18 protein-coding genes, 3 tRNA genes and 1 pseudogene are annotated in these 19708 nt (G+C 65.6%); 12 read left to right on the forward strand and 10 right to left on the reverse strand.

Annotated elements, in window-relative coordinates; all coding sequences use genetic code 11:
* From tuf to ACESMY_RS22080, 3 genes are all read right to left on the reverse strand, one after another.
* A partial coding sequence (gene tuf / locus ACESMY_RS22070) for an elongation factor Tu (RefSeq protein WP_372786800.1) occupies positions 1–1184 on the reverse strand: 1184 nt, incomplete at its 3' end.
* Positions 1185–1228: 44 nt separating this feature from the next.
* Positions 1229–1302 (reverse strand) — tRNA-Gly (locus tag ACESMY_RS22075).
* A gap of 66 nt (positions 1303–1368) precedes the next feature.
* Positions 1369–1454, reverse strand: a tRNA-Tyr gene (locus ACESMY_RS22080).
* A gap of 48 nt (positions 1455–1502) precedes the next feature.
* Between ACESMY_RS22080 and rlmB the strand changes: the two genes are divergently transcribed.
* The 3 genes from rlmB (at position 1503) to ACESMY_RS22095 (ending at position 4201) form a co-directional block, all read left to right on the forward strand.
* A complete protein-coding gene (gene rlmB, locus ACESMY_RS22085) occupies positions 1503–2336 on the forward strand; it encodes a 23S rRNA (guanosine(2251)-2'-O)-methyltransferase RlmB (protein ID WP_372786801.1) in 834 nt (277 codons plus the stop codon).
* A 126-nt stretch (positions 2337–2462) separates the two neighbouring features.
* Positions 2463–3440 carry a hypothetical protein gene (locus ACESMY_RS22090; protein ID WP_372786802.1) on the forward strand — a complete coding sequence of 326 codons (978 nt, stop codon included), beginning with the start codon at positions 2463–2465 and terminating at the stop codon, positions 3438–3440.
* Between the two features lie 56 nt (positions 3441–3496).
* Entirely contained in the window at positions 3497–4201 is a 705-nt protein-coding gene (locus ACESMY_RS22095) for a YjbE family putative metal transport protein (protein WP_372786803.1), read from the forward strand.
* Between the two features lie 95 nt (positions 4202–4296).
* Here the strand turns inward: ACESMY_RS22095 and metG are convergent, their stop codons facing one another.
* Entirely contained in the window at positions 4297–6018 is a 1722-nt protein-coding gene (gene metG / locus ACESMY_RS22100; RefSeq protein WP_372786804.1) for a methionine--tRNA ligase, read from the reverse strand.
* Between the two features lie 164 nt (positions 6019–6182).
* On the opposite strand from metG, the pseudogene ACESMY_RS22105 reads away from it, so the two are divergent.
* Positions 6183–6595, forward strand: a pseudogene (locus tag ACESMY_RS22105) (DUF1761 domain-containing protein).
* Here the strand turns inward: ACESMY_RS22105 and ACESMY_RS22110 are convergent.
* The gene (locus tag ACESMY_RS22110) at positions 6592–8013 is read right to left on the reverse strand and encodes an APC family permease (protein WP_372786805.1); all 1422 of its coding nucleotides are present in this window, start codon (positions 8011–8013) and stop codon (positions 6592–6594) included. The pseudogene ACESMY_RS22105 and the gene ACESMY_RS22110 sit on opposite strands and share 4 nt — an antisense overlap.
* 76 nt (positions 8014–8089) lie before the next feature.
* Between ACESMY_RS22110 and ACESMY_RS22115 the strand changes: the two genes are divergently transcribed.
* The 3 genes from ACESMY_RS22115 to ACESMY_RS22125 all read left to right on the forward strand — a co-directional run bounded on the left by ACESMY_RS22115 (position 8090) and on the right by ACESMY_RS22125 (position 10195).
* Positions 8090–8165, forward strand: a tRNA-Thr gene (locus ACESMY_RS22115).
* A 212-nt stretch (positions 8166–8377) separates the two neighbouring features.
* Positions 8378–9598 carry a tyrosine-type recombinase/integrase gene (locus tag ACESMY_RS22120; RefSeq protein ID WP_372786806.1) on the forward strand — a complete coding sequence of 407 codons (1221 nt, stop codon included), beginning with the start codon at positions 8378–8380 and terminating at the stop codon, positions 9596–9598.
* 159 nt (positions 9599–9757) lie between these two features.
* Positions 9758–10195 (forward strand): nuclear transport factor 2 family protein, encoded by a 438-nt coding sequence (locus ACESMY_RS22125; protein ID WP_372786807.1) that lies wholly within the window; start codon positions 9758–9760, stop codon positions 10193–10195.
* A gap of 202 nt (positions 10196–10397) precedes the next feature.
* On the opposite strand, the gene ACESMY_RS22130 is transcribed toward ACESMY_RS22125, so the two are convergent.
* From ACESMY_RS22130 to ACESMY_RS22150, 5 genes are read right to left on the reverse strand one after another with little or no spacing between them, the layout of a single operon-like run.
* Entirely contained in the window at positions 10398–11645 is a 1248-nt protein-coding gene (locus ACESMY_RS22130; RefSeq protein ID WP_372786808.1) for a multidrug effflux MFS transporter, read from the reverse strand.
* Positions 11638–12111: a PaaI family thioesterase gene (locus ACESMY_RS22135; RefSeq protein ID WP_372786809.1), complete on the reverse strand. Its 474-nt coding sequence runs from the start codon at positions 12109–12111 to the stop codon at positions 11638–11640. The genes ACESMY_RS22130 and ACESMY_RS22135 overlap by 8 nt, the downstream gene beginning before the upstream one ends.
* 4 nt (positions 12112–12115) lie before the next feature.
* On the reverse strand, positions 12116–12814 hold the full coding sequence (locus ACESMY_RS22140) for an SDR family NAD(P)-dependent oxidoreductase (RefSeq protein WP_372786810.1): 699 nt from the start codon (positions 12812–12814) through the stop codon (positions 12116–12118).
* Positions 12811–13398, reverse strand: a complete 588-nt coding sequence (locus ACESMY_RS22145) for a 2-hydroxychromene-2-carboxylate isomerase (protein WP_372786811.1) — start codon at positions 13396–13398, stop codon at positions 12811–12813. Before ACESMY_RS22145 ends, ACESMY_RS22140 begins: the two co-directional genes overlap by 4 nt.
* Before the next feature lie 27 nt (positions 13399–13425).
* Complete coding sequence (locus ACESMY_RS22150) at positions 13426–14217, reverse strand: crotonase/enoyl-CoA hydratase family protein (protein WP_372786812.1); 792 nt, start codon at positions 14215–14217, stop codon at positions 13426–13428.
* A 104-nt stretch (positions 14218–14321) separates the two neighbouring features.
* On the opposite strand from ACESMY_RS22150, the gene ACESMY_RS22155 reads away from it, so the two are divergent.
* The 5 genes from ACESMY_RS22155 (at position 14322) to ACESMY_RS22175 (ending at position 19436) form a co-directional block, all read left to right on the forward strand.
* Complete coding sequence (locus ACESMY_RS22155; protein WP_372786813.1) at positions 14322–14888, forward strand: TetR/AcrR family transcriptional regulator; 567 nt, start codon at positions 14322–14324, stop codon at positions 14886–14888.
* Between the two features lie 224 nt (positions 14889–15112).
* On the forward strand, positions 15113–15700 hold the full coding sequence (locus tag ACESMY_RS22160) for a VOC family protein (protein ID WP_372786814.1): 588 nt from the start codon (positions 15113–15115) through the stop codon (positions 15698–15700).
* Positions 15701–15918: 218 nt separating this feature from the next.
* Entirely contained in the window at positions 15919–16548 is a 630-nt protein-coding gene (locus ACESMY_RS22165; RefSeq protein WP_372786815.1) for a hypothetical protein, read from the forward strand.
* A gap of 406 nt (positions 16549–16954) precedes the next feature.
* Positions 16955–19027 (forward strand): PAS domain S-box protein, encoded by a 2073-nt coding sequence (locus ACESMY_RS22170; RefSeq protein ID WP_372786816.1) that lies wholly within the window; start codon positions 16955–16957, stop codon positions 19025–19027.
* Positions 19028–19067: 40 nt separating this feature from the next.
* Positions 19068–19436, forward strand: coding sequence for a hypothetical protein (locus ACESMY_RS22175; protein WP_372786817.1), 369 nt, complete (start codon positions 19068–19070; stop codon positions 19434–19436).
* Positions 19437–19708: the final 272 nt, after the last annotated feature.

The following is a 19708-nucleotide window of genomic DNA, read 5'->3' on the forward strand; positions in this document are numbered from 1 at the left end:
AGGATCTTGGCGACGACGCCGGCGCCGACGGTGCGGCCGCCTTCGCGGATGGCGAAGCGGAGCTTTTCTTCCATGGCGATGGGGGTGATCAGTTCGACGTCAAGCTCGGCGTTGTCGCCGGGCATGATCATCTCGACGCCTTCCTTCAGCTTGATGATCCCGGTGACGTCCGTGGTGCGGAAATAGAACTGCGGCCGGTAGTTGGTGAAGAACGGCGTGTGACGGCCGCCCTCTTCCTTGGTCAGGATATAGGCCTCGGCCACGAACTTGGTATGCGGAGTGATGGTGCCGGGCTTGCAGAGAACCTGGCCGCGCTCGACCTCTTCGCGCTTGGTGCCGCGCAGCAGCACCCCGACGTTGTCGCCGGCCTGGCCTTGGTCCAGGAGCTTGCGGAACATCTCGACGCCGGTGCAGACGGTCTTCTGGGTCGGGCGGATGCCGACGATCTCGACCTCCTCGCCGACCTTGACGATGCCGCGGTCGATGCGGCCGGTGACCACCGTGCCGCGACCCGAGATCGAGAAGACGTCTTCCACCGCCATCATGAACGGCTGGTCGATCGGACGGTCCGGCTGCGGGATATAGGCGTCGACCTGGGTCATCAGCTCGGTGATCGAGTCCGCGCCCATCGGCGCGTCGCGGTCTTCCACCGCCGCCAGGGCCGAGCCCTTGACGATCGGAATGTCGTCGCCGGGGAACTCGTAGGATGAGAGCAGCTCGCGCACCTCCATCTCGACCAGTTCCAGCAGTTCCGGGTCGTCGACCTGGTCGACCTTGTTCAGATAGACCACCAGCGCCGGCACGCCGACCTGGCGGGCCAAGAGGATGTGCTCGCGGGTCTGCGGCATCGGGCCGTCGGCGGCGCTCACCACCAGGATCGCGCCGTCCATCTGCGCCGCGCCGGTGATCATGTTCTTCACATAGTCGGCGTGGCCCGGGCAGTCGACGTGGGCGTAGTGACGGTTCTTCGTCTCATACTCCACGTGCGCCGTATTGATGGTGATCCCGCGCGCCTTCTCTTCCGGCGCCGCGTCGATGTCGGCGTAGCTCTTCGCCGTCGCCCCACCGGTCTTGGCCAGCACCATGGTGATCGCGGCCGTCAACGTCGTCTTGCCATGGTCGACGTGACCAATCGTGCCGATGTTGCAGTGCGGCTTGTTGCGTTGGAATTTTTCCTTGGCCATGGTCTTTCCTTAAACGGCGTCTTTCGTAGGGGCTTCTACAGGGATGGAGCGGGTAGCGGGAATCGAACCCGCATCCTCAGCTTGGAAGGCTGCTGCACTACCATTGTGCTATACCCGCCAACAACGGCGGGCGGCCGGTTGATCTCCTTCGCTCAGCTTTCGGGTCGCCTGGCTCGCTCGCGCGTGGTGGGGGAAGCAGGACTCGAACCTGCGAAGGCGTACGCCAGCGGATTTACAGTCCGCCCCCTTTGCCGCTCGGGACATTCCCCCGCGCGCGCCTTTGAGAAGCTCAGGCCCGAAAACGGAGCGCGTCTTATAGTGTCGTCTTCCCCCGAACGCAACGACCGCAAACTGAGGCGTGGGCGTGGTTTTTCCCCCGCGCTGAACGGCCCTCGCGGGCCCGCGAGGGCGCGGGCGGACAAGGACGGCGCGGTGTGGATCTGGGGCTGGCATGCGGTCGTTGCGGCGCTGGAGAATCCCGCCCGCGAGCCGCCCATCCGGCTGCTGGCCACGCCGGAGCGGGCGCGCGAGTTGCAAGGCCGGCGGCTGGGCGCGGCGACCCTGGAAGTCCTGCCGACGGCGCAGATCGCCCGCGAACTGCCACCCTTCGCCGCTCACCAGGGCGTGGCGCTGAAGGCCATGCCGCTGGAGCCCGTCACGCTGGAGGCGATGGGCGATCCAGCGGGCGGCGTCATCCTGATGCTCGACCATTTGACCGATCCGCAGAATGTCGGGGCGCTGTTTCGCTCGGCCGCCGCCTTCGGGGCGCGCGGCGTGGTGCTGCAGGACCGTCGTGCCCCTGCCCTCTCCGGGGCCCTGGCCAAGGCCGCCGCCGGCGCGATCGAGCGGCTGCCGCACGCGCGGGTGACCAACCTGTCCCGGGCGCTGGAGCAGCTGGCCGACCTCGGCTGGCGCGCGGTCGGGCTGGACGCCGGCGCGAGCGAACCGCTGGCCGCCGTGCTCGACGCCCGGCCCGTCGTGCTGGTTATGGGCTCGGAGGGCGAAGGCCTGCGCCGGCTGGTGGCCGAGCATTGCGACGCGCTCGGGCGCATCCCGATGCCCGGCGATTTCGAGAGCCTGAACGTCTCCGCGGCGGCGGCCATCGCCCTCTATGAGGCGACGCGAAACCGCACCGGCGCGGGCGACTTGTAAAGCGCGTCCACTCGCCCGGAGAGAGAAAGCGGTTCCCGCTGCGGCGTTAAGGTTATTGATTCCCTTCACAAGAGTGCTTTGCTGACTCGGAAGCGTGCGCTCGGCCGGTCGCCTGGTGGGGAAGTCATGTCGAAGACATATTTGCGGAACGCGGCCATGGGCCTGGCGGCGCTGAGCCTTCTGGGCCTGGCTGCCTGCGGCGGTCCCGGCCCTGAGCAGGCCCCGCCGCCGCCGATGGCCAGCGCCCCGGCCCCGGCCGAGGCGCCCGACCTGCTTGGCGGCCCCGACCGCGAAAGCGCCGTCGCGCCGCCCGAGCAGCCCAGCGTCGATGAAGACGCCGAGGCGACCACCACCATGGCCCCGATCCCCAATCCGGAAGACATGACCCCGGCCGAGCGGGACCATTTCTATGGCCACCGCTACGACTATATGGACGAGGAGTACGGCCCGGCCGCGGCCCCGCCCGCCGCACCCGAGGGCCCGCCGGCGGCTTATCATCGCCACCATCTTCATGGTCGCCATCACCATCACTATAGCAGCTGGGCGCATCGCCATGGCCGTCACCATCACCATCACGCCGCTGCACAGGCCGCCGGTCCGCGGGCGGCGCCCGCCGCGCATCGCGCCGCGCCAGCCGCCCGCGGACCGGCGCAGGCCTCGGCAAACAGCGCCGCCGCTCAGGCCCAGGCCGCCAAGGCCGCCGCCCGCCAGGCCAAAGCCACCGCCGCCGCGGCCAAGGCTTCGGCCGACAAGGCCGCCGCGGCTGCGGCAGCCGCCGCGGCCAAGGCCCGACGCCACCACAGGCGTGCCGCAGCCGCTTCCGCCGCGCCGGCCTCCAGCGCTCAGTCGAACGCTGAGTCGAGCGCCTCGGCCGCCGCCTCGAGCAATGCGCCGGGCAATGACGGCGGCCTGCCCGACTGGCTGGCCAAGCCTGAGGGCAAGACCCTGGCCGCGCTGGCCGTGTTGCTGATCGCCATCATCGTGGTGGTCGCCGCGGCGCGCAGTTCGATGGGCGGCCGGCCGCGGCGTCGCCGGCAGGCCACGGTGATCGGCGACAGCACGCCCTCGGTGACCGACACGCCGAAGAACGGCGACAAGCCCTGACGCTCTGAAGCCCCGCTCCGCTTGCCAAGCGGCGGGGGCTGCAGCATGGCTGGCGCATGGGGATATTCGCCAGCCTGACCGGGCAGCCCTGGGCGGCGGCTCTCTTCGGCCTGCTGCAGGTGGTGCTGATCGACCTGGTGCTGGCCGGCGACAACGCCGTCGCCGTCGGCCTGGCGGCGGCCGGCATGGAGGACAGGAACCGCCGCCGCGTCATCGTGCTGGGCCTTGGCTGCGCGGTGGTGATGCGGATCGGGCTGGCGCTGGTGGCGCTGCGCCTGCTCGCCCTTATCGGCCTGCTGTTCGCCGGCGGCATTCTGCTGCTCTGGGTCGCCTTGAAGATGTGGGGCGACCTACGCGCCCAGAGCCGCCCTCAGGCCCCGGGCGCGGTTCGGCCCGCCAAAAGCTTCCGCCAGGCCTTCGTGCAGATCCTGATCGCCGACCTCTCCATGTCGCTCGACAATGTGTTGGCGGTGGCCGGCGCGGCGCACGGCCATTGGCTGGTGCTGGTCTTCGGCCTGCTGCTGTCGATCGCGCTGATGGGCGTGGCGGCGGACATGATCGCGCGCGCGCTCAACCGCCTGCGCTGGATCGGCTATGTCGGGGTGGTGATCGTGCTGTTCGTCGCCCTGCACATGATGTGGGACGGCTATCGCGGCGTGGTCATCGACCTGCACCAGATCGGCCCCTACAACGCCGCCATGCCCAACTGGTTGGACATCCATGCCGCGGAGGTGAGACGCCACGGAGGCAACCGAAGCTGAGCAAGCTTTGGGAAATTGGGGACACGTAGCATCGCCTACCCCGCAGGTGTGACTCGCAGCGCTGTGGGATGCGTACGTGTCCCCAATTTCGCCGCTCAGGCGGCCGTCTCCGGCGCGCCGCCGAAACGCACGGTCCACTCGGCGATCTGTTCGTCCTCGATTTTCTTGAACAGCACCTCGGGCGTGCGCACCGGCCGGCCGGGCTCAAGGCGCGCGAGTTCCAGCACCGCATCAGTCGAGGGCCAGGTCGGCGGATAGGCCTGGCCGAGCGCCTCGGCGATCTTCTCCGCCGCGAACGGGATGACCGGCGCCGAGACGCGGGCGAACAGGTCGACCAGGTTCAGCGCCGTGCGCACGACGACGGCGGCGCGCTCGGGGTCGGTCTTGATCGCCGTCCACGGCGCGGCTTCCTGCAGATACTCGTTGCCGAGCACCCAGAGCGCCCGCAGCGCCTGGGTCGATTTGCGCAGCTCGACCGCCTGCATCTGTTCGGTCAGCTCGCCCAGCCTGGCCGACACCTCGGCATAGAGGCGCTGTTCGATCGGACCCGCCTCGCCGCCGGCCGGGACCTGGCTGTCGAACCGGGTCTCGCAGAACTTGAGGATGCGATTGACGAAGTTGCCGAGCACGTCGGCCAGGTCGCGGTTCACCGCCGACTGGAACTGCTCCCAGGTGAAGCTGGTGTCCGAGCCTTCCGGGCTGTTGGCTGTCAGGTACCAGCGCCAGGCGTCGGCCGGCGCGAGGTCGAGCGCCTGGTCCATGAACACGCCGCGCTTTTGCGAGGTCGAGAACTTGCCGCCGTACCAGTTCAGCCAGTTGAAGGCCTTCAAGAGGTCGACCATCTTCCACGGCTCGCCCGAGCCCAGGATGGTCGAGGGGAAATAGGCCGAGTGGAAGGGCACGTTGTCCTTGCCCATGAACTGCACGTAGCGGACATCCGCCGCGCCCTTGTCCAGCCGCCACCAGCGCTCCCAGTCGGCGCCTTCCGCATCGGCCCATTCGCGAGTGATGCCGATGTAGCCGATGACGTCGTCGAACCAGACGTAATAGACCTTGTCCTCGAAGCCGGGCCTCGGCAGGCCGTCCTTCAGCACCGGAAAGCCCCAGGCCAGGTCGCGGGTGATGCCGCGGTCGATCAGCCCTTCGTCCAGGTGCTTGTAGGCGATGGCGCGAGCCAGCGGCGGCCACTCGGCGGCCTCCTTGTCGGTCCAGGCGCGGATGCGGTCCTGCATCTTCGAGTGCAGCTGATAGAGGTGGCGGGTTTCGCGCATCTCCAGATCGGTCGAGCCGGAAATCACCGAATAGGGGTCGATCAGCTCGACCGGATCGAGCAGCGAGCCGCAGTTGTCGCACTGGTCGCCGCGCGCCGGGCGAAAGCCGCAGACCGGACAGGTTCCCTCGACATAGCGGTCGGGCAGGAAGCGCTTGTCGGTCAGCGAATAGATCATCTGGTCGAGACGCTCCTCGATCAGGCCGTTCTGCTCCAGCACGGCGGCGAAGTGGTGCACCAGCTCGCCGGTCTGCGGCGCCGAGGTGCGGCCCCAGAAGTCCCAGGACAGGCCGAAGCCGATGCCCATGTCGTACTGGATGCGGTGCTGCTGCTGGCAATAGGTGAAGACGTCGAGGCCGGCCTCGGTGGCGGCCAGTTCCGCCGGCGTGCCGTGGTCGTCGGTGCCGCACAGCGACAGCACCTCATTGCCGCGCGCGCGCTCGAAGCGCGCATAGACGTCGGCCGGCAGCAGCGAGCCCACGACATTGCCCAGATGCTTGACGCCGTTGACGCCGGGAAGGGCGGAGGTGATCAGGATGCGGGCCATGCAACGCTCGAAGGGACGGGAGGCGCGCATATAAGGCGCCGTGGCCCGAAAGCGAAAGCGCCGCGGGGCCTTCGCTGCGCGCGCCGAAGCGATTAAGATTTAGGCAGGGCGAGGTGGGCGCCCTTGACCAGTGACAGTCTGGCCCACCGATCAAGGGGGTTTGCATGTTGAAGGGACTGAATTGGACCGCCGTCCTGGTGTCGGCGGTGTTGCTCGAGGTGCTGGGCTATCTTTGGTACGGGCCGCTGTTCGGCAAGCCGTGGGCCGCCGCCATGGGGCCGGCCGCCGCCGCCAATGGCCATCAGACCCTGGCCATGGCGCTGGGGTGGTGAACACGCTGATCCTGGTGATCGGCCTGGCCTGGCTGCTGCGCCGGCTGGGAGTGTCGGCGTTGACGGCGGCGGTGGCAGGGGCGCTGACGGCCTGGTTCTTCTTCGACTTCACCACCATGGCCATCGACTATCTCTATGAGTCGCAGTCGCTGACCGTGGTCGGCATCAACATGGGCTACCAGTTCGTCGCCTATCTGATGGCCGGCGTGATCCTGGGCGTGCTGAAACCCAAGCCGGACGCCTAGTCGCGCTCGCCCGCCTTGGCCGCCAAAAGCGCCCCGCCCTCGCCGCGCAGCGCCCAGTCGCCACGCCGACGCAGGACCAGGCCGTAGTAGCCGGCCGAGAGCGCCATCACCGCCAGGTTGGCTATGAGACTCGGACGCCCAATGTCGGCGTCGAACAGGTCGGCCGCGACCACCGCCGCCAGCGCCGCCAGCGAAATCACCGGCGCCAGCGGGAACAGCGGCATGCGATAGGCGCCGTGGTCGGTCGATCCGTTCAGCCGCCCGGCGATCGCCGCCGCCGACACCCCGGCATAGACTACCACCACGCCCGTGCCGGTCAGCATGACCAGCATGTCGAGATTGAGCAGGCAGGCAGCGGCCGTCGCCGCGCCCATGACCAGGCTGGCGATCCAGGGCGAGTTGAAGCGCGGGTGCAGCGCGGTCACCGCCCGGTTGATGGCGCCCGGCCAGACCCGGTCGCGGCCGCTGGCGTAGAGCTGGCGCGCATTGATCAGGGCGATGGCGATCATGGCGTTGATGATGGCGAAGGCGACGCCGAGGCTGACTGCCTTGGCCAGCCACGGCCCACCGGCCGCGGCGATGAAGGCGGCCAGCGGCGTCTCCGCGCCAAGCACCGCCTTCAGGTCGCCGGCGCCGACCATGGCCGCGGCGATCGGCGCGAACTCGGCGACCACCGCGATGCCTAGCGACCAGAACACCACCCAGTGCAGCCGCGTGCGCGCCTCGAACATCTCCTCGCCGAAGAAGACCGCGCCGCCATAGCCGTTATAGGCATAGATGGCCGCGGCGCAGGCCAGGCCGATGCTGACCAATGAGGTCGGCGCCAGATGCAGCCCGGCCAGCATGACCGGGTGCAGGACGACCACGTCCAGTCCGCGCTCGGGATGCAGCACGCCCAGCGCCACCAGCACCGCCAGCGCCACCAGCTCGACCAGCAGGAAGGCGCCAGTGATCACCGCATTGACCCGCACGTTCAGGATCGAGATCACCGTGACGATGGCCGTGGCGACGAGCGCCACCGGCAGGGCCGGCAGGTTGGGCGCCGCGACCCCCAGATATTCGGCCAGCCCCAGCGCCGTCACCGCCTGACCCAGTGCGCCGCCGAAGATGTTCAGCCCCAGCGCCATGAAGCCGAACGACGGCCCCAGCGTGTGGCCGATCATGGAATATTCGCCACCGGTGAGCGGAAAGGCCGAGGACAGCTCGGCATAGACATAGGCCGTGGTCAGGCCGAGCACGGCGGCGGCGGCGAAGCAGATCACCGCCCCGGTCCCGGCCTGGCGGATCACGTCGGAGCCCATGATGAAGACCGAAGCCGCCGGCGTGATGCCCGACAGAGTGATCAGCAGCGTCCCCAGCCGATGCATGCTGCGCCGAAACGGCGGCGCGGCGTTGTTGTCCTCACCGCCTGCCGACACGTGCCCCGCCCCCGCTCGCGGCAAGGCCGCAAAGACTCTCCCCAGGTTAAGGCGGATCGGGCATAAACCGCCAGACGCCGGATTAGCTCAGTCGGTAGAGCAGCTGATTTGTAATCAGAAGGTCGCTGGTTCGATTCCGGCATCCGGCGCCAACCCTGCTAATCTCGTTGACCAACCAAGGTGATCCGCCTACATCCACAAATGTCCATATTCTGCCATTTAATTAATAGGATAGTTTTGGAAATTGAGCTGATGGAATACCTCACTGGCATCCAGTGACGTCCACCATCGTCCTATTGCATCCGACGAAATTGGGGGTATTTTTGGGGGACAATCTTCAGCGTCGGATTCGCGATACCCCCAATTGCCCATCACCGACATATCCCTCCGCAATGCGCGGGCTCGTGAACGTCCCTACAAGCTGGCTGACGGCGGCGGTCTCTACCTGCAGGTAACGACCGCCGGCGGGAAGCATTGGCGGCTGAAGTATCGGTTCCTGGGGACCGAAAAGCTGCTCAGCCTCGGCGCCTATCCGATTGTTTCGCTAGCCGAAGCGCGCGACCTTCGGGATAAGGCTAAGAAGCTTCTAATCGGCGATATCGATCCGTCAGAGGCTAAGAAGACGGGTAAGCGCGAGGCGAAGCTGGCGGCGGCCCAGACCTTCGGCATTGTTGCCCGGGAATACCTCGAGCAACAGAAATTGGAGTCCCGGGCAACCGGGACAATGGCCAAAAATCGTTGGTTGCTGGAGGACTTGGCGTCCCCTTTGAGTAACCGACCAATCGCCCAGATCACGCCGCCAGAGGTCTTGGAGGTTCTTCGCCGCGTCGAGGCGAAGGGGACGCATGAGTCGGCACAGAGGCTGCGCAGTACAATGGGGCGGGTCTTTCGGTTCGGCATCGCGACCGGACGCGCCACGAACGACCCGACAGCCGCCCTCGCCGGCGCGCTGGTCGTCCATCGGGTTCAGCACCATCCCGCGATCACCGATCCTACCGCGGTCGGGCAGCTCCTGAGGGCCATCGATGGAATCGATGGCAGCCGCGTCGTAAGGGCGGCGCTGCAAATCATGGCCCTGTGCTTCCCGCGGCCTGGAGAGCTGCGCCACGCGGAATGGCCCGAGATCGACCTCGACAAGGCGATATGGTCTGTACCCGAGCATCGAACGAAGATGCGCCGGCCGCACTCCATCGCGCTCGCGCCGCAAGCTGTCGCGACATTTCGGTACCTTCAGGTCATCAGTGGCCGAGGCCGACTTGTCTTCCCAGGCGTCCGGTCCACCTCCCGCCCCTTGAGCGAAAACACACTCAACGCCGCCTTGCGACGTCTAGGGTATGGCGTAGACGAAATGACCTCGCACGGCTTTCGCACCATCGCGAGCACACTTCTCAACGAGTCAGGTGAGTGGAGCCCCGACGCAATTGAACGGGCCCTCGCCCACCTGGACACCAACACGGTGCGGCGGGCGTATGCCCGAGGAGAATATTGGGACGAGCGCGTCAGGATGGCGGCTTGGTGGGGTGACTACCTCGATCGGTTGCGATTGACAGCCCCAGCTGAAAAGCTGACGCCTCACGGGCTATAGTCAGCAATGCGCCACAAGCGGACTCTGGCTTCGGTCCAAGATCCGGACATTGAGATTTGCAGCAAGGTCGGCATTCCGATGCTAGGCCGACGGCTGCCAACTCATTGCGGACATCGCGACTTTGCCGCCATGGTCCCCGCAACCGAACGAGAGTAGCGAATGGCCGGACCCTTCGAAACCCTGGACGAGGCGCTGGCGGAGGCCCATCTCGCCCTGGTCGCCATCGCGAATGGAGACCCCTCGGTTTATCTAGGTCTGTTCGCCCAGCGCGAGGAAATCTCCCTCGGCAACCCTTTCGGGCCCTTCGGCTGCGGGCGTGAGGCGGTGGGCCGGAACCTGGCGAACGCGGCGTCGAAGTATCGGGACGGCGAGGTGTTGGACGTAGAGCGACTGGCGACCTACGCCAGCGGCGACATTGCCTGCTTCGTGGAGGTCGAGCACGTCCGAGCCAGGATCGGTCCCGGCGGCGAGTTCGGCGAGGGGCGCGCCCGCGTTACTACCATCTACGAGCGGCGCGACGGCGGGTGGAGCCTGGTGCACCGGCACGCGGATCCCATCACGACGGCTAGGGGCGTCGAGTCGGTGCTGACGGCTTGAGGCCCGCCGAGTGAATGTCATAAACCCACCGCTCGGACCTTCGGAACGCCCGTTCGTCGGCGGCGCAACTGAACGTCGGCTTTCCGAACGGGAGGCAATGACAAGAAGCGACCCTAAGACGACGTTCGGGGTGTCCGCTTCCGGCGATCCGCCGTCCACGCCGACTGCAAGACGCCCAGGATGGCCAAAGCCGATCAGCGTCCTATGCCACCTTACCAACGCGTTGTAGCAACACCGGAACGAACGCGGCGGCCGCAATCATGGTCCCGCCGAGCACCATCCAAGCATAGGCGGTCGCCGGCCCAATCGGCAGCGCCCCGATCATTCCCGTGCCCAAGGCGGCGAACGTCATCTGCATGAAACCCAACAAGGCGGAGGCCCCGCCCGCCCGATCGCCGAACGGTTCAAGCGCGATCGCGGTCCCGATCGGATTGATCAGTCCCATGCCGCCCAGGAACAGCGTGACTGCCGCCATGAATGGCGCCGGCGTTGGAGCGCCAGCCTGGAGGAAGAGCCACAAGCCCCCGGCCATCGCTATAAGGACGCCGGCCATGCCGACCCGGGGCGCGCCCCAACGCCGGGCCAGCCGACCCGCCATGAGGCCGCTGCCGAAAACAACCAGCACCGTGGCGGCGAAGAAGATGCTGAGGCCAGTCGAACTGATGCCCATCCCGTTCATGAGGATCGCAGGCGCCGCACCGAAGAATCCGTAGAGGCAGCCAATAACCAGGCTGACGGTGAGCGCGGGAAAGATGAAGCGGGGGTCGAGGGCCAACTCGCCATAGGTGCGGGCGATCGCGCTTGGCCGGGCGGAGCGCCGCCGGTCTGGTGGCAGAGTTTCTCCCAGGCTCAATCGGTAGTGAAACGCGACCAGCACGGCCGCGACCGCGACGAGTACAAAAATGCTGCGCCAACCGAACAGCAGCGTCATGGCCGTTCCAAGCGCCGGCGAGAAGCCGGGGGCTGCGGCCATGGCGATCATCACCAGCGCCAGCGTGCGCGTCAGTTCCGGCCCTTGAAAGCAGTCCCGTGCGATCGCCCGGGCGAGCACCGAAGTCGCGCAGGCGCCCAGAGCCTGGATCACGCGGCCCGCGATCAGGACCGTCAATGATGGCGCTACCGCACAGATGACACCGCCTGCAGCGAATACGACCAATCCGCCGATGACAAAGGGCGCCCGTCCCAAAGTGTCCGCGAGCGGCCCGACGAACAGTTGGCCGACTGCAAAAACGATGAAGAAGCTGCTGAGCGTCCAAGCGAGGTCACGCGGGGCCACGGCCAAGTCGCGCGCCATCGCCGCAAAGGCAGGGAGCATGATGTTGGTGGCAAGCGCCCCGAGCGCGCCCAGGCTCGCCAGCAGGACAAGGCGGCCAGCCGTCAATGTCGCGACAGCGTCCGCTGCGGAAGTCGAGTCCGCGCCCTTCGCGGGCCTTCGGACGGTGTCATCCACGCAGGAAGCCGCCCGGGCGGGGTTCGACATCGAACACGAGCAGGGTCGACGTCGCCGTCGCGCACAGTCGTCCATCGCCGTCGTGCAGAGTCGCTTCCGCGAACGCCGCGCGGCGGCCGGCCGAAACAACACGGCCTGTTGCGCGAACGGCGCCGCTCCGGTCGCTGAGCCCGCGCAGGTACGACACCTTCAGCTCAAGCGTTGTGTGTCCCTTGTTAGCTTCGAGTTGCGAGTGCACGGCGATGCCGCAGGCGCTGTCGAGCAATGTCGCCGCATAGCCGCCGTGAACCGATCCGACCGGATTGTAGACGCCGCGGTCGGGCGTGCCTTCGAACACCACCTGGCCTCGTTCGACCTCAACCAGTCGAAAGCCCAGCGTCACGCCCATCGGCGCCTTCAGCTCGCCCGCGAGCATGGCTCGCAGTTGCTGGAATCCATCGGGCGCGTTTTCAAGCTCATCCGCCATGCCTTCACCAGACCTCCGCGAACGGCCGAATTTCCGAACGGAACGACCATGCAGACTTGGCTTGGTGGGCGATGTGCCAAACCTCCTCAGCGATGTCGACTGGGCGGCAAAAATAGTCGTCCGGCTTCTCCGGGTTGTTCTTCCGCTGCCACTCCAAGTCGATCGCCGCGTCGATGACCAGATAGGCGACGTGGACGCCGCGTGGCCCCATCGTGCGGGCCATGGATTCGGCAAGGATGCGCTGCGCTGCCTTGGTCGGCGCGAAGCCCGCAAAATTTGCTCGGCCGCGCTCCGCTGAAGTGTTGCCGGTGACGATCAGCGCCCCGCCGCCAGCCTTTTCCATGCGCGGCGCCGCCCATCGGCCCAAGTGCATCAGCGCCATGACGTTCACCTGAAAGTTCCGCTCAAGCACCGCAGGATCGACGTCCAAGAAGTTGGCAAAGGCGCCGCCGACGGCGTTGTGGACCGCCACCTTGGGCGCGCCAGCACGGGCCTCGATCTGATCCAGCGCAGCGTGGAGGGCGGGCGGGTCTGAGACGTCGCACGGCACGGCGAAGGCGTCGGGCAGTTCCTTCGCGAGCGCGTCTAGCCGTTCGGCGCTGCGGGCGAGCATCGCCACCTGATAGCCGCCCTCATGGAAGCGCCGGACTATGGAGGCGCCGGTTCCGGGCCCAACGCCGGTGACGATCGCAAGCGACTTCATGCTGCGACTCCCAAGCTAGCGCGGATGAAATCGAACCGGTCGTTGCCGAAAAACATCTCGTCGCCGACGTACATGGTCGGCGCACCGAAGACGCCGCGGGCCGCCGCCGCGGTGGTTGCGGCATCAAGCGCCGCGTCGAGGGCGGGAGCTTCGATCCGCGAGAGCAGGTTGGGCCCGCTTACGCCGGCGCCGTTCAGGACCGCAACGAGATCGGCCGGTGTCACCAGCGGCGCGCCGGATCCACCCCAATAGGACCCGAAGATCGCGCTGACCGCAGCGTCGGCTTGTCCGAGTTCGTCGGCCGCCAGCGTGGCCCGCAGCAGCCGGCGGGCGTCTATGTCCGCCCCTTGGGGGTTCCGTTGGAACGGCACGCCGTACATCGCCACCCAGCGCTGCAGATCCATGCCCAGGTACTTGCCCTTGGGCTTGCAGGTGATGCTGGTCGGCACATTGCCGACCTGATCCATCAGCTGAAGGATTTCGAACGGCAGCCAAGCGACCTCGACGCCCAGGTTTCTGACCTGCGTTTGCGCGAGATAGGCGTAGGGACTGCGGTAGTCGAAGTAGAAGTCGAGAGCGGCCATGGCCGAGCTCCTTTTTTTTGAGGCGGCCTATCGGCCCTGGAAGACCGCGGCGCGTCGCTCGACGAAGGAACGGATGCCCTCCGCGGCGTCGGCCGTGCCCATGACGCGCTGCCGGATGACGGGGACGGCATCGATGGCCGCGCGCTCGCCGGCCTCAATGAACTTGTGGCCGGCTTCCTTGGTCACCTGGATCCCGAGGGGGGCGTTCGAAGCGATGATCCGGGCGATTTCCATGGCGCGCTCGACCTGTCGTCCGGCCGGGACGACTTCCTGCACCAGCCCGATGCGGTAGGCCTCCTCGGCCTCGAACTCATCACACAGCATCAGGTGGTACATGGCGTTCCCCCAGCCGGCGCGCGTGATGTAACGGAAGTGGGCGCCGCCCAGCGGCGCGATCCCGCGCTTACCCTCCATCTGGCAAAAACGGCTGCCCTCGGCCGCTACGACAATGTCGCCCGCCAGCGCCATCTCGATTCCGACCGTAAAGCAGATGCCCTGCACTGCGGTGACCACGGGCTTACGACAATGGTTGCGCATGCCGAACGGGTCGATGTGATCTTCCGGGATCGGCGTGGGCGTCGCGCCAGGCCCGAAGAACTTGGGCATGTCCAGGCCGGCAGTGAAATTGTCGCCCTCAGCGCACAGTACCCCGACCCAAAGGTCGGGGTCCCGGTCAAGCTCGGTCATGGACGCAGCGAGTTGTGCCATCATCTCGGGCACGAACGCGTTTTTCTTGGCCGGATTGTCGATCACAATCTTCAGGATGTGATCGTGCCGCTCACTTCGAACGCGACCTTCTAAGACGGCGCCTTCGCTCATTGTTTCCTCCCAAGCCGATGCCTTCAGTCCGGCAATCTGAATTATATTCGTCATTCAGGACAATGATGTTTATAATGCTGTTCGTCAACCGAGGAGACTCGCCCATGGGACATTCCCAGGCTGAGAAGGTGCAAAACCGCGAACGGATACTCGCCGAGGCGTCGCGCCAGGTGCGCCGCGACGGACTGGAATCAGTGAGTGTCGGCACGCTGATGAAGAGCGTCGGTCTGACCCACGGCGGGTTCTACGGACACTTCGAGAGCCGGTCCGCGCTGCTCGCCGAAGCCCTGAAACGTGCACTCCTGGACGGGGAGGAGTCGAACGCAAGCGCACAGGGGGCGGCCGGGCCACAGAGCTTGTCCGCCATCGCGCGCAGCTATCTTAGCCGAACTCACCGCGACGCCCGGGAGAGTGGCTGCGCGATGACGGCGCTGGTTTCAGACGTCGGCCGGGCGGACACGTCGTCCCGCGAAGTGATGACCGAACACATCGAGCGTTTCGTGGCATCCGTGTCCGATGCGCTGGGCGGAGACCAGGACCGCGCGCTTGTCGCTGTCAGCGCCATGGTTGGCGCGCTCGCGCTCTCCAGAGTGATCACCGATCCCGCGCGGTCAGACGCGTTTCTGAAGTCCGTGAGGGATCACCTCACGGCGCTCGATGCTGCGAGCTAACCAGCGCCACCCGAAGAGTCGCTGGCACCGTTGGTCAGTTCCCCAACGAACTTCCGCAAACCACCCTCACGGGACCTTGCCGAGGTCCGCTTGCCGTCGTCCGTGTGGCAATGGCTGCTCCACGCGCTCTGCCCCCTTGATCTCGAAGCCTCGTGTCGGGGGAACCCCGTGTCATTGCGATTGAGGGCCCGTTGCGTCTAAGCTCCGCAGGGGAGGAATCCGCCATGCTGAGGAAGCCGATCAAGTTCGCCCACGTCGTCTATCGTACCCGCCGCTTCGAGGAGATGATCGCCTGGTATGAGACCGTCTTCGGCGCCACGGTACAGTATGAGAATCCCGTCCTCGCGTTCCTGACCTACGACGACGAGCACCACCGGTTCGCTTTCGCCAACTTGGCGGCGATCCATCCGCTCGGGACGGCCGAAACCGACCGGCGCGGCGCGGTCGGTGTTGACCACGTCGCCTACTCCTACGCCTCGACCCGCGACCTACTTGAGAACTACGCCGAGCTGAAGGCGAAAGGCATTAGCCCCTATTGGTGCGTGCACCACGGGCTCACGGCCTCAATGTACTACTCCGACCCGGACGAAAACCAGATGGAGTTCCAGGTCGACGCCTTTTCGGGCGACGCTTGCAACGCCTTCATTCGTGGCGATGGGATGGAGCTCAATCCAGTCGGTGTCGAGTTCGATCCGGAGGAATGGCTGGCGCGATTGCGGGCCGGCGCGCCGGAGGCCGACTTGCGCGTGCGCAAGGTTCACGAGCCAGTCTCGCCGATCCGCGGATATTTGGACACACTTCAGCAGGTCTGAGCGACGCCGGGTGGGGCCAGCGACTCCCCCATACGTCGCTTCGATACGGCGGGCGCGGCGCAAGACGCCGTCTGGCCAGACATGCCGCGCCAGCACTGAAAAAGCTGCGGGTGCCAAAGACCGCTAGCCACCCCCTAAGCGCCATTGGCGAGGTCTGCTTGTCGGCAATTGAAACTGTCCTGGACAAATCTATGATCTCGCTAGGGCGGCTGCGAACCATGCTGGGCAACGAGACAACACAGCGCGCGAACCGGCGGGGCGTCATGACCAGGTTTGAATACGTCGCTATATTCTATGGGATCGTCGTCGCCATGGCGATCGAGACCGTCTTGGCCAGCTTGCACAGGCTAATCGCGGCCGGAAAGCGGGTGCGTTGGCATTGGATGGCGCCGGCGACCGCCGTCAATGCCAGCCTGGTGACGCTCGCTCAGTTCTGGATCCTGTGGGGCGACCGCGACCAATGGACGGGGAATTTTAGTTTCTTTCAGTTCCTGCCCTTCGGCATCTCGCTATTCTTCATGTTCCTGAGCGCGGCGGCGACACTGCCCGACGAGGTCGGGGCAGAGGGCGTCGACCTTAAGGTCTTCTATTTTCACAATCGAAAGCACTACTGGGGGCTGGTCGCCGCCTACTTCGCCTACAACATCCTGCTCAACTTCATAAGCTTGGCCCGCTCGGGTCCGACCGATATCTGGTTTCATAATTTACGCTGGCTAGTGGGGGATTTCGTCGCCCTGGGCATCGCCGTGCCGCTCATCTTCTTCCGCGCCTACTGGGTCCATGTGATCGGCATCGCAATGGCGCTGGCGGCGTTGCTCTTCTTTCTCAACTCGATCCAGCTCAGCTAGTTCGCCGCGCTCTTTCTCGAAACGCTGGGGCATTCGACCCACTCGCCCTCGACTGTGACGGTTCCGCTGGACGGTCAAATGTCCGCTCCCCACCCATGTGAGACCTTGGGAAGGTCCGCTTGTTGGCCCGAACCAAGCGTCAGATTCTGACCACTAGAGCAATTGCTATAGTTGGGTTCTGCGCGCCGAAGCCAATGATCGCCTTTGTGCCTTTGAAATCTGGATCATGGCCACCTACAGCAACTGTATTCGTCGCTCTTTGAACATTGACCCTGGCCATCCGGCCGGTCTAGACGCCGCCCCCTAGCGGCTCGTGAATTTTGCTCTGACAAAGCCCTCTTGATGTTCGCAGCAGGTTACGCTTGAGTGCGGCACTCCCAATCGGGCTCTCCCATTGAATGCCCCAATGACCGGCGCTGCCGACGAACTCAGCACTCAGACCAGTCGTGTTATTGCCCCTGCATTTCTCTCCGGGGGCGGCGAGCTGGGAGCGCTAATCCGTGCAAAGAACTGGTCGGCCACCCCGCTTGGTTCACCTGAAACCTGGCCCCAGAGCCTACGAACGTCAGTAAGCACCTGTCTCAATTGCAGCTTTCCAATTCTAGTCTGGTGGGGCCAAGACCTCGTCAAGATTTACAATGACGCTTACGCGGAAATCATCGCGGAGAAACATCCCTGGGCGCTTGGGAGCCCCGGGCGCGACGTTTGGCCGGAAATCTGGGATACAATCGGGCCGATGCTTAGCCGGGTCATGGAGGCAGGAGAAGCTTTCCCGGCCAACGATCTTCGGTTGGACCTGCATCGTAAGGGCTATCCGGAAGAGTGCTATTTCAGCTTCTCCTACAGTCCGATCCGCGACGAGAGCGGTCGGATCGCCGGGGTATTTTGTCCTGTTATCGAAACGACGGATCGCGTGTTCGCTGAGCGGCGCTCAGCCCTGCTACTCGACCTTGAAGGGCAGTTGCGCGACCTTTCAGATCCCCGCGCCGTCAAGGCTATGGTCAGCGATTTGATCGGACATCACCTTGGCGTTGCGCAGGCCGCCTACGCTGAGGTGCAGGACGACAATGATCACGTGCTCATCGAAGGCGCCTGGGACAACGGTCGCGTCATAAGTCTCTCTGGGTTGCACAGGCTGGACGATTTCGGTCCAGAGCTGATCGCTGACCTACGGCTCGATGTCGTCGTCGCAGTAGCGGACGTGGAGCAGGATCCACGCACATCTGCTCCCGAGGCCATGGCGAGTTTTGCTGGACTTCAAATTCGCTCATTCCTTGACGTGCCACTCTTCAAGGCAGGCCGACTTGTTGCCTATCTTTTCGTCGTTGATTGCGTGCCGAGGCGGTGGACGGACAACGACGTTGCGCTTCTGCGCGATCTCGCCGAACGCACGTGGTCAGCCGTTGAGAGAACCCGCGCTGAGGCCGTACGGCTGCGGATCGAGGAGGAGCTCCGGTTTGCGAACGCTGGCGCGCGCGAACTCGCCGCAATTGTCACCTCGTCGTCGGACGCAATTGTGAGCAAGACGCTCGAGGGGACGATCACGAGTTGGAACAAAGCGGCCGAGCGCCTGTTTGGATACACGGCCGAGGAGATGGTCGGCCAATCGATCCTGCGCTTGATAGCGGCCGATCGCCATCAGGAGGAGCATTACATTCTGGCCCAGATTTCAGCCGGTGAGATCGTTCAGGCCTTCGAAACCACTCGGGTACGCAAGGGTGGCCAGCCGGTCGAAGTGTCGGTCACCGTCTCGCCGGTGTTCGATGGAGACGGCAAAATCTGCGGGGCCTCCAAAATCGCGCGCGACATCACCGAGCGGAAGCAGGCGGAAGACGAGCTACGCCGCGCTGAGGAAAAGCAGGGTCTGCTGCTCAACGAAATGGATCATCGGGTCAAGAATCTGTTCTCCATCGTGGGCGGGATTGTAGCCTTGAGTGCGCGAACGGCGACCACGCCGAGGGAATTGGCAGAGTCTATCCAGGGCCGCTTGGGCGCGCTCGCGAGCGCCCACCAGTTGGTCCGGGTGCGGCAAGTCGGCTCGACGCCCGACCAACGCGAGACCGACTTGGAAGATCTGGTCCGGACGGTCCTGGCTCCATATGTCGCCTCATCTCCCATTGGCGATGCGGCTAGGTTCGTGATCGAGGGGCCGCAGATGGCGATCGGCGGCGACGCCATCACCAGCTTCGCGCTCGTCTTCCACGAGTTGGCCACCAACGCCGCCAAGTACGGCGCGTTCTCGGCGGCGGGAGGCCAGGTGGCGATCACCTGGTCGATCGGTGAAGGTGAGCTGCAGATCGTCTGGCGCGAGCGGGGCGGCCCGACCGTCAAGGCTGCCCCCGAGCGTGAGGGATTTGGCAGCCTGTTGGCGCGTAGAAGTGTCCATGGTCAGCTTGGCGGCCAGCTCGTTTACGATTGGGACCCCGGCGGCCTCGTTGTGAGCCTGTCAGCCGCGACGGAACGTCTCGGCGCTCAATAGGTTCGACGAGACTCTGGGCTACGTGCGAGGGTCGACTTTGATGCTGAATCAGGCTTACGTCCTCGTCTGCGAAGATGAGCCGTTCATCGCGTTGACTTTGGCGTTGGCGATCGAGGATGCCGGCGGTGTCGTCGTGGGGCCGGCCGGGAGCGTCAAGGAAGCGTTGACCTTGCTGCAATCGACGCCGGTGTCGGCCGCCATTCTCGACGTCAACCTGGCCGACGGCGAAATCACTCCGGTTCTGAACATCCTGGTCGGGCTGGGAACACCGCTGATCGTCCAGACCGGCGTAGGGCTTCCAACCGGGTTTCCGCCTCGTGTCCCGCCTATAGTCGTCTGCAGCAAGCCCTGCGATGCGGAGGAATTGGTCACGCAACTCGAAGGCTTGATCACGCGCCATTCCGAGTAACGGAGCGAGTTCACGAAACTGCGCAGGGGGAAGCGGCCCAGCGGCAGCCTGAGGGCAAGGCAACGCCCATCGCGCCGCCTCAGCGCCGCGGCCTCAGGTCAATTGCGACCGTCGCCTTTAACGTTCCAACGTGGCTCAGCCGACCCCTGAGGATCCTGAGGCCCCCGGCCCCCCCCCCCCGCGGGGGGGGGGGGGCGGGGGGCAAAAAATGGGTTGTTTAGAGGGTTTTTAACGGCCAAACAAACGGGGGTGAGGGGGCGGGGCCCAAAAAG

It is taken from the genome of Phenylobacterium sp. (assembly GCF_041691455.1).
Taxonomy (GTDB): Bacteria; Pseudomonadota; Alphaproteobacteria; order Caulobacterales; family Caulobacteraceae; genus Phenylobacterium.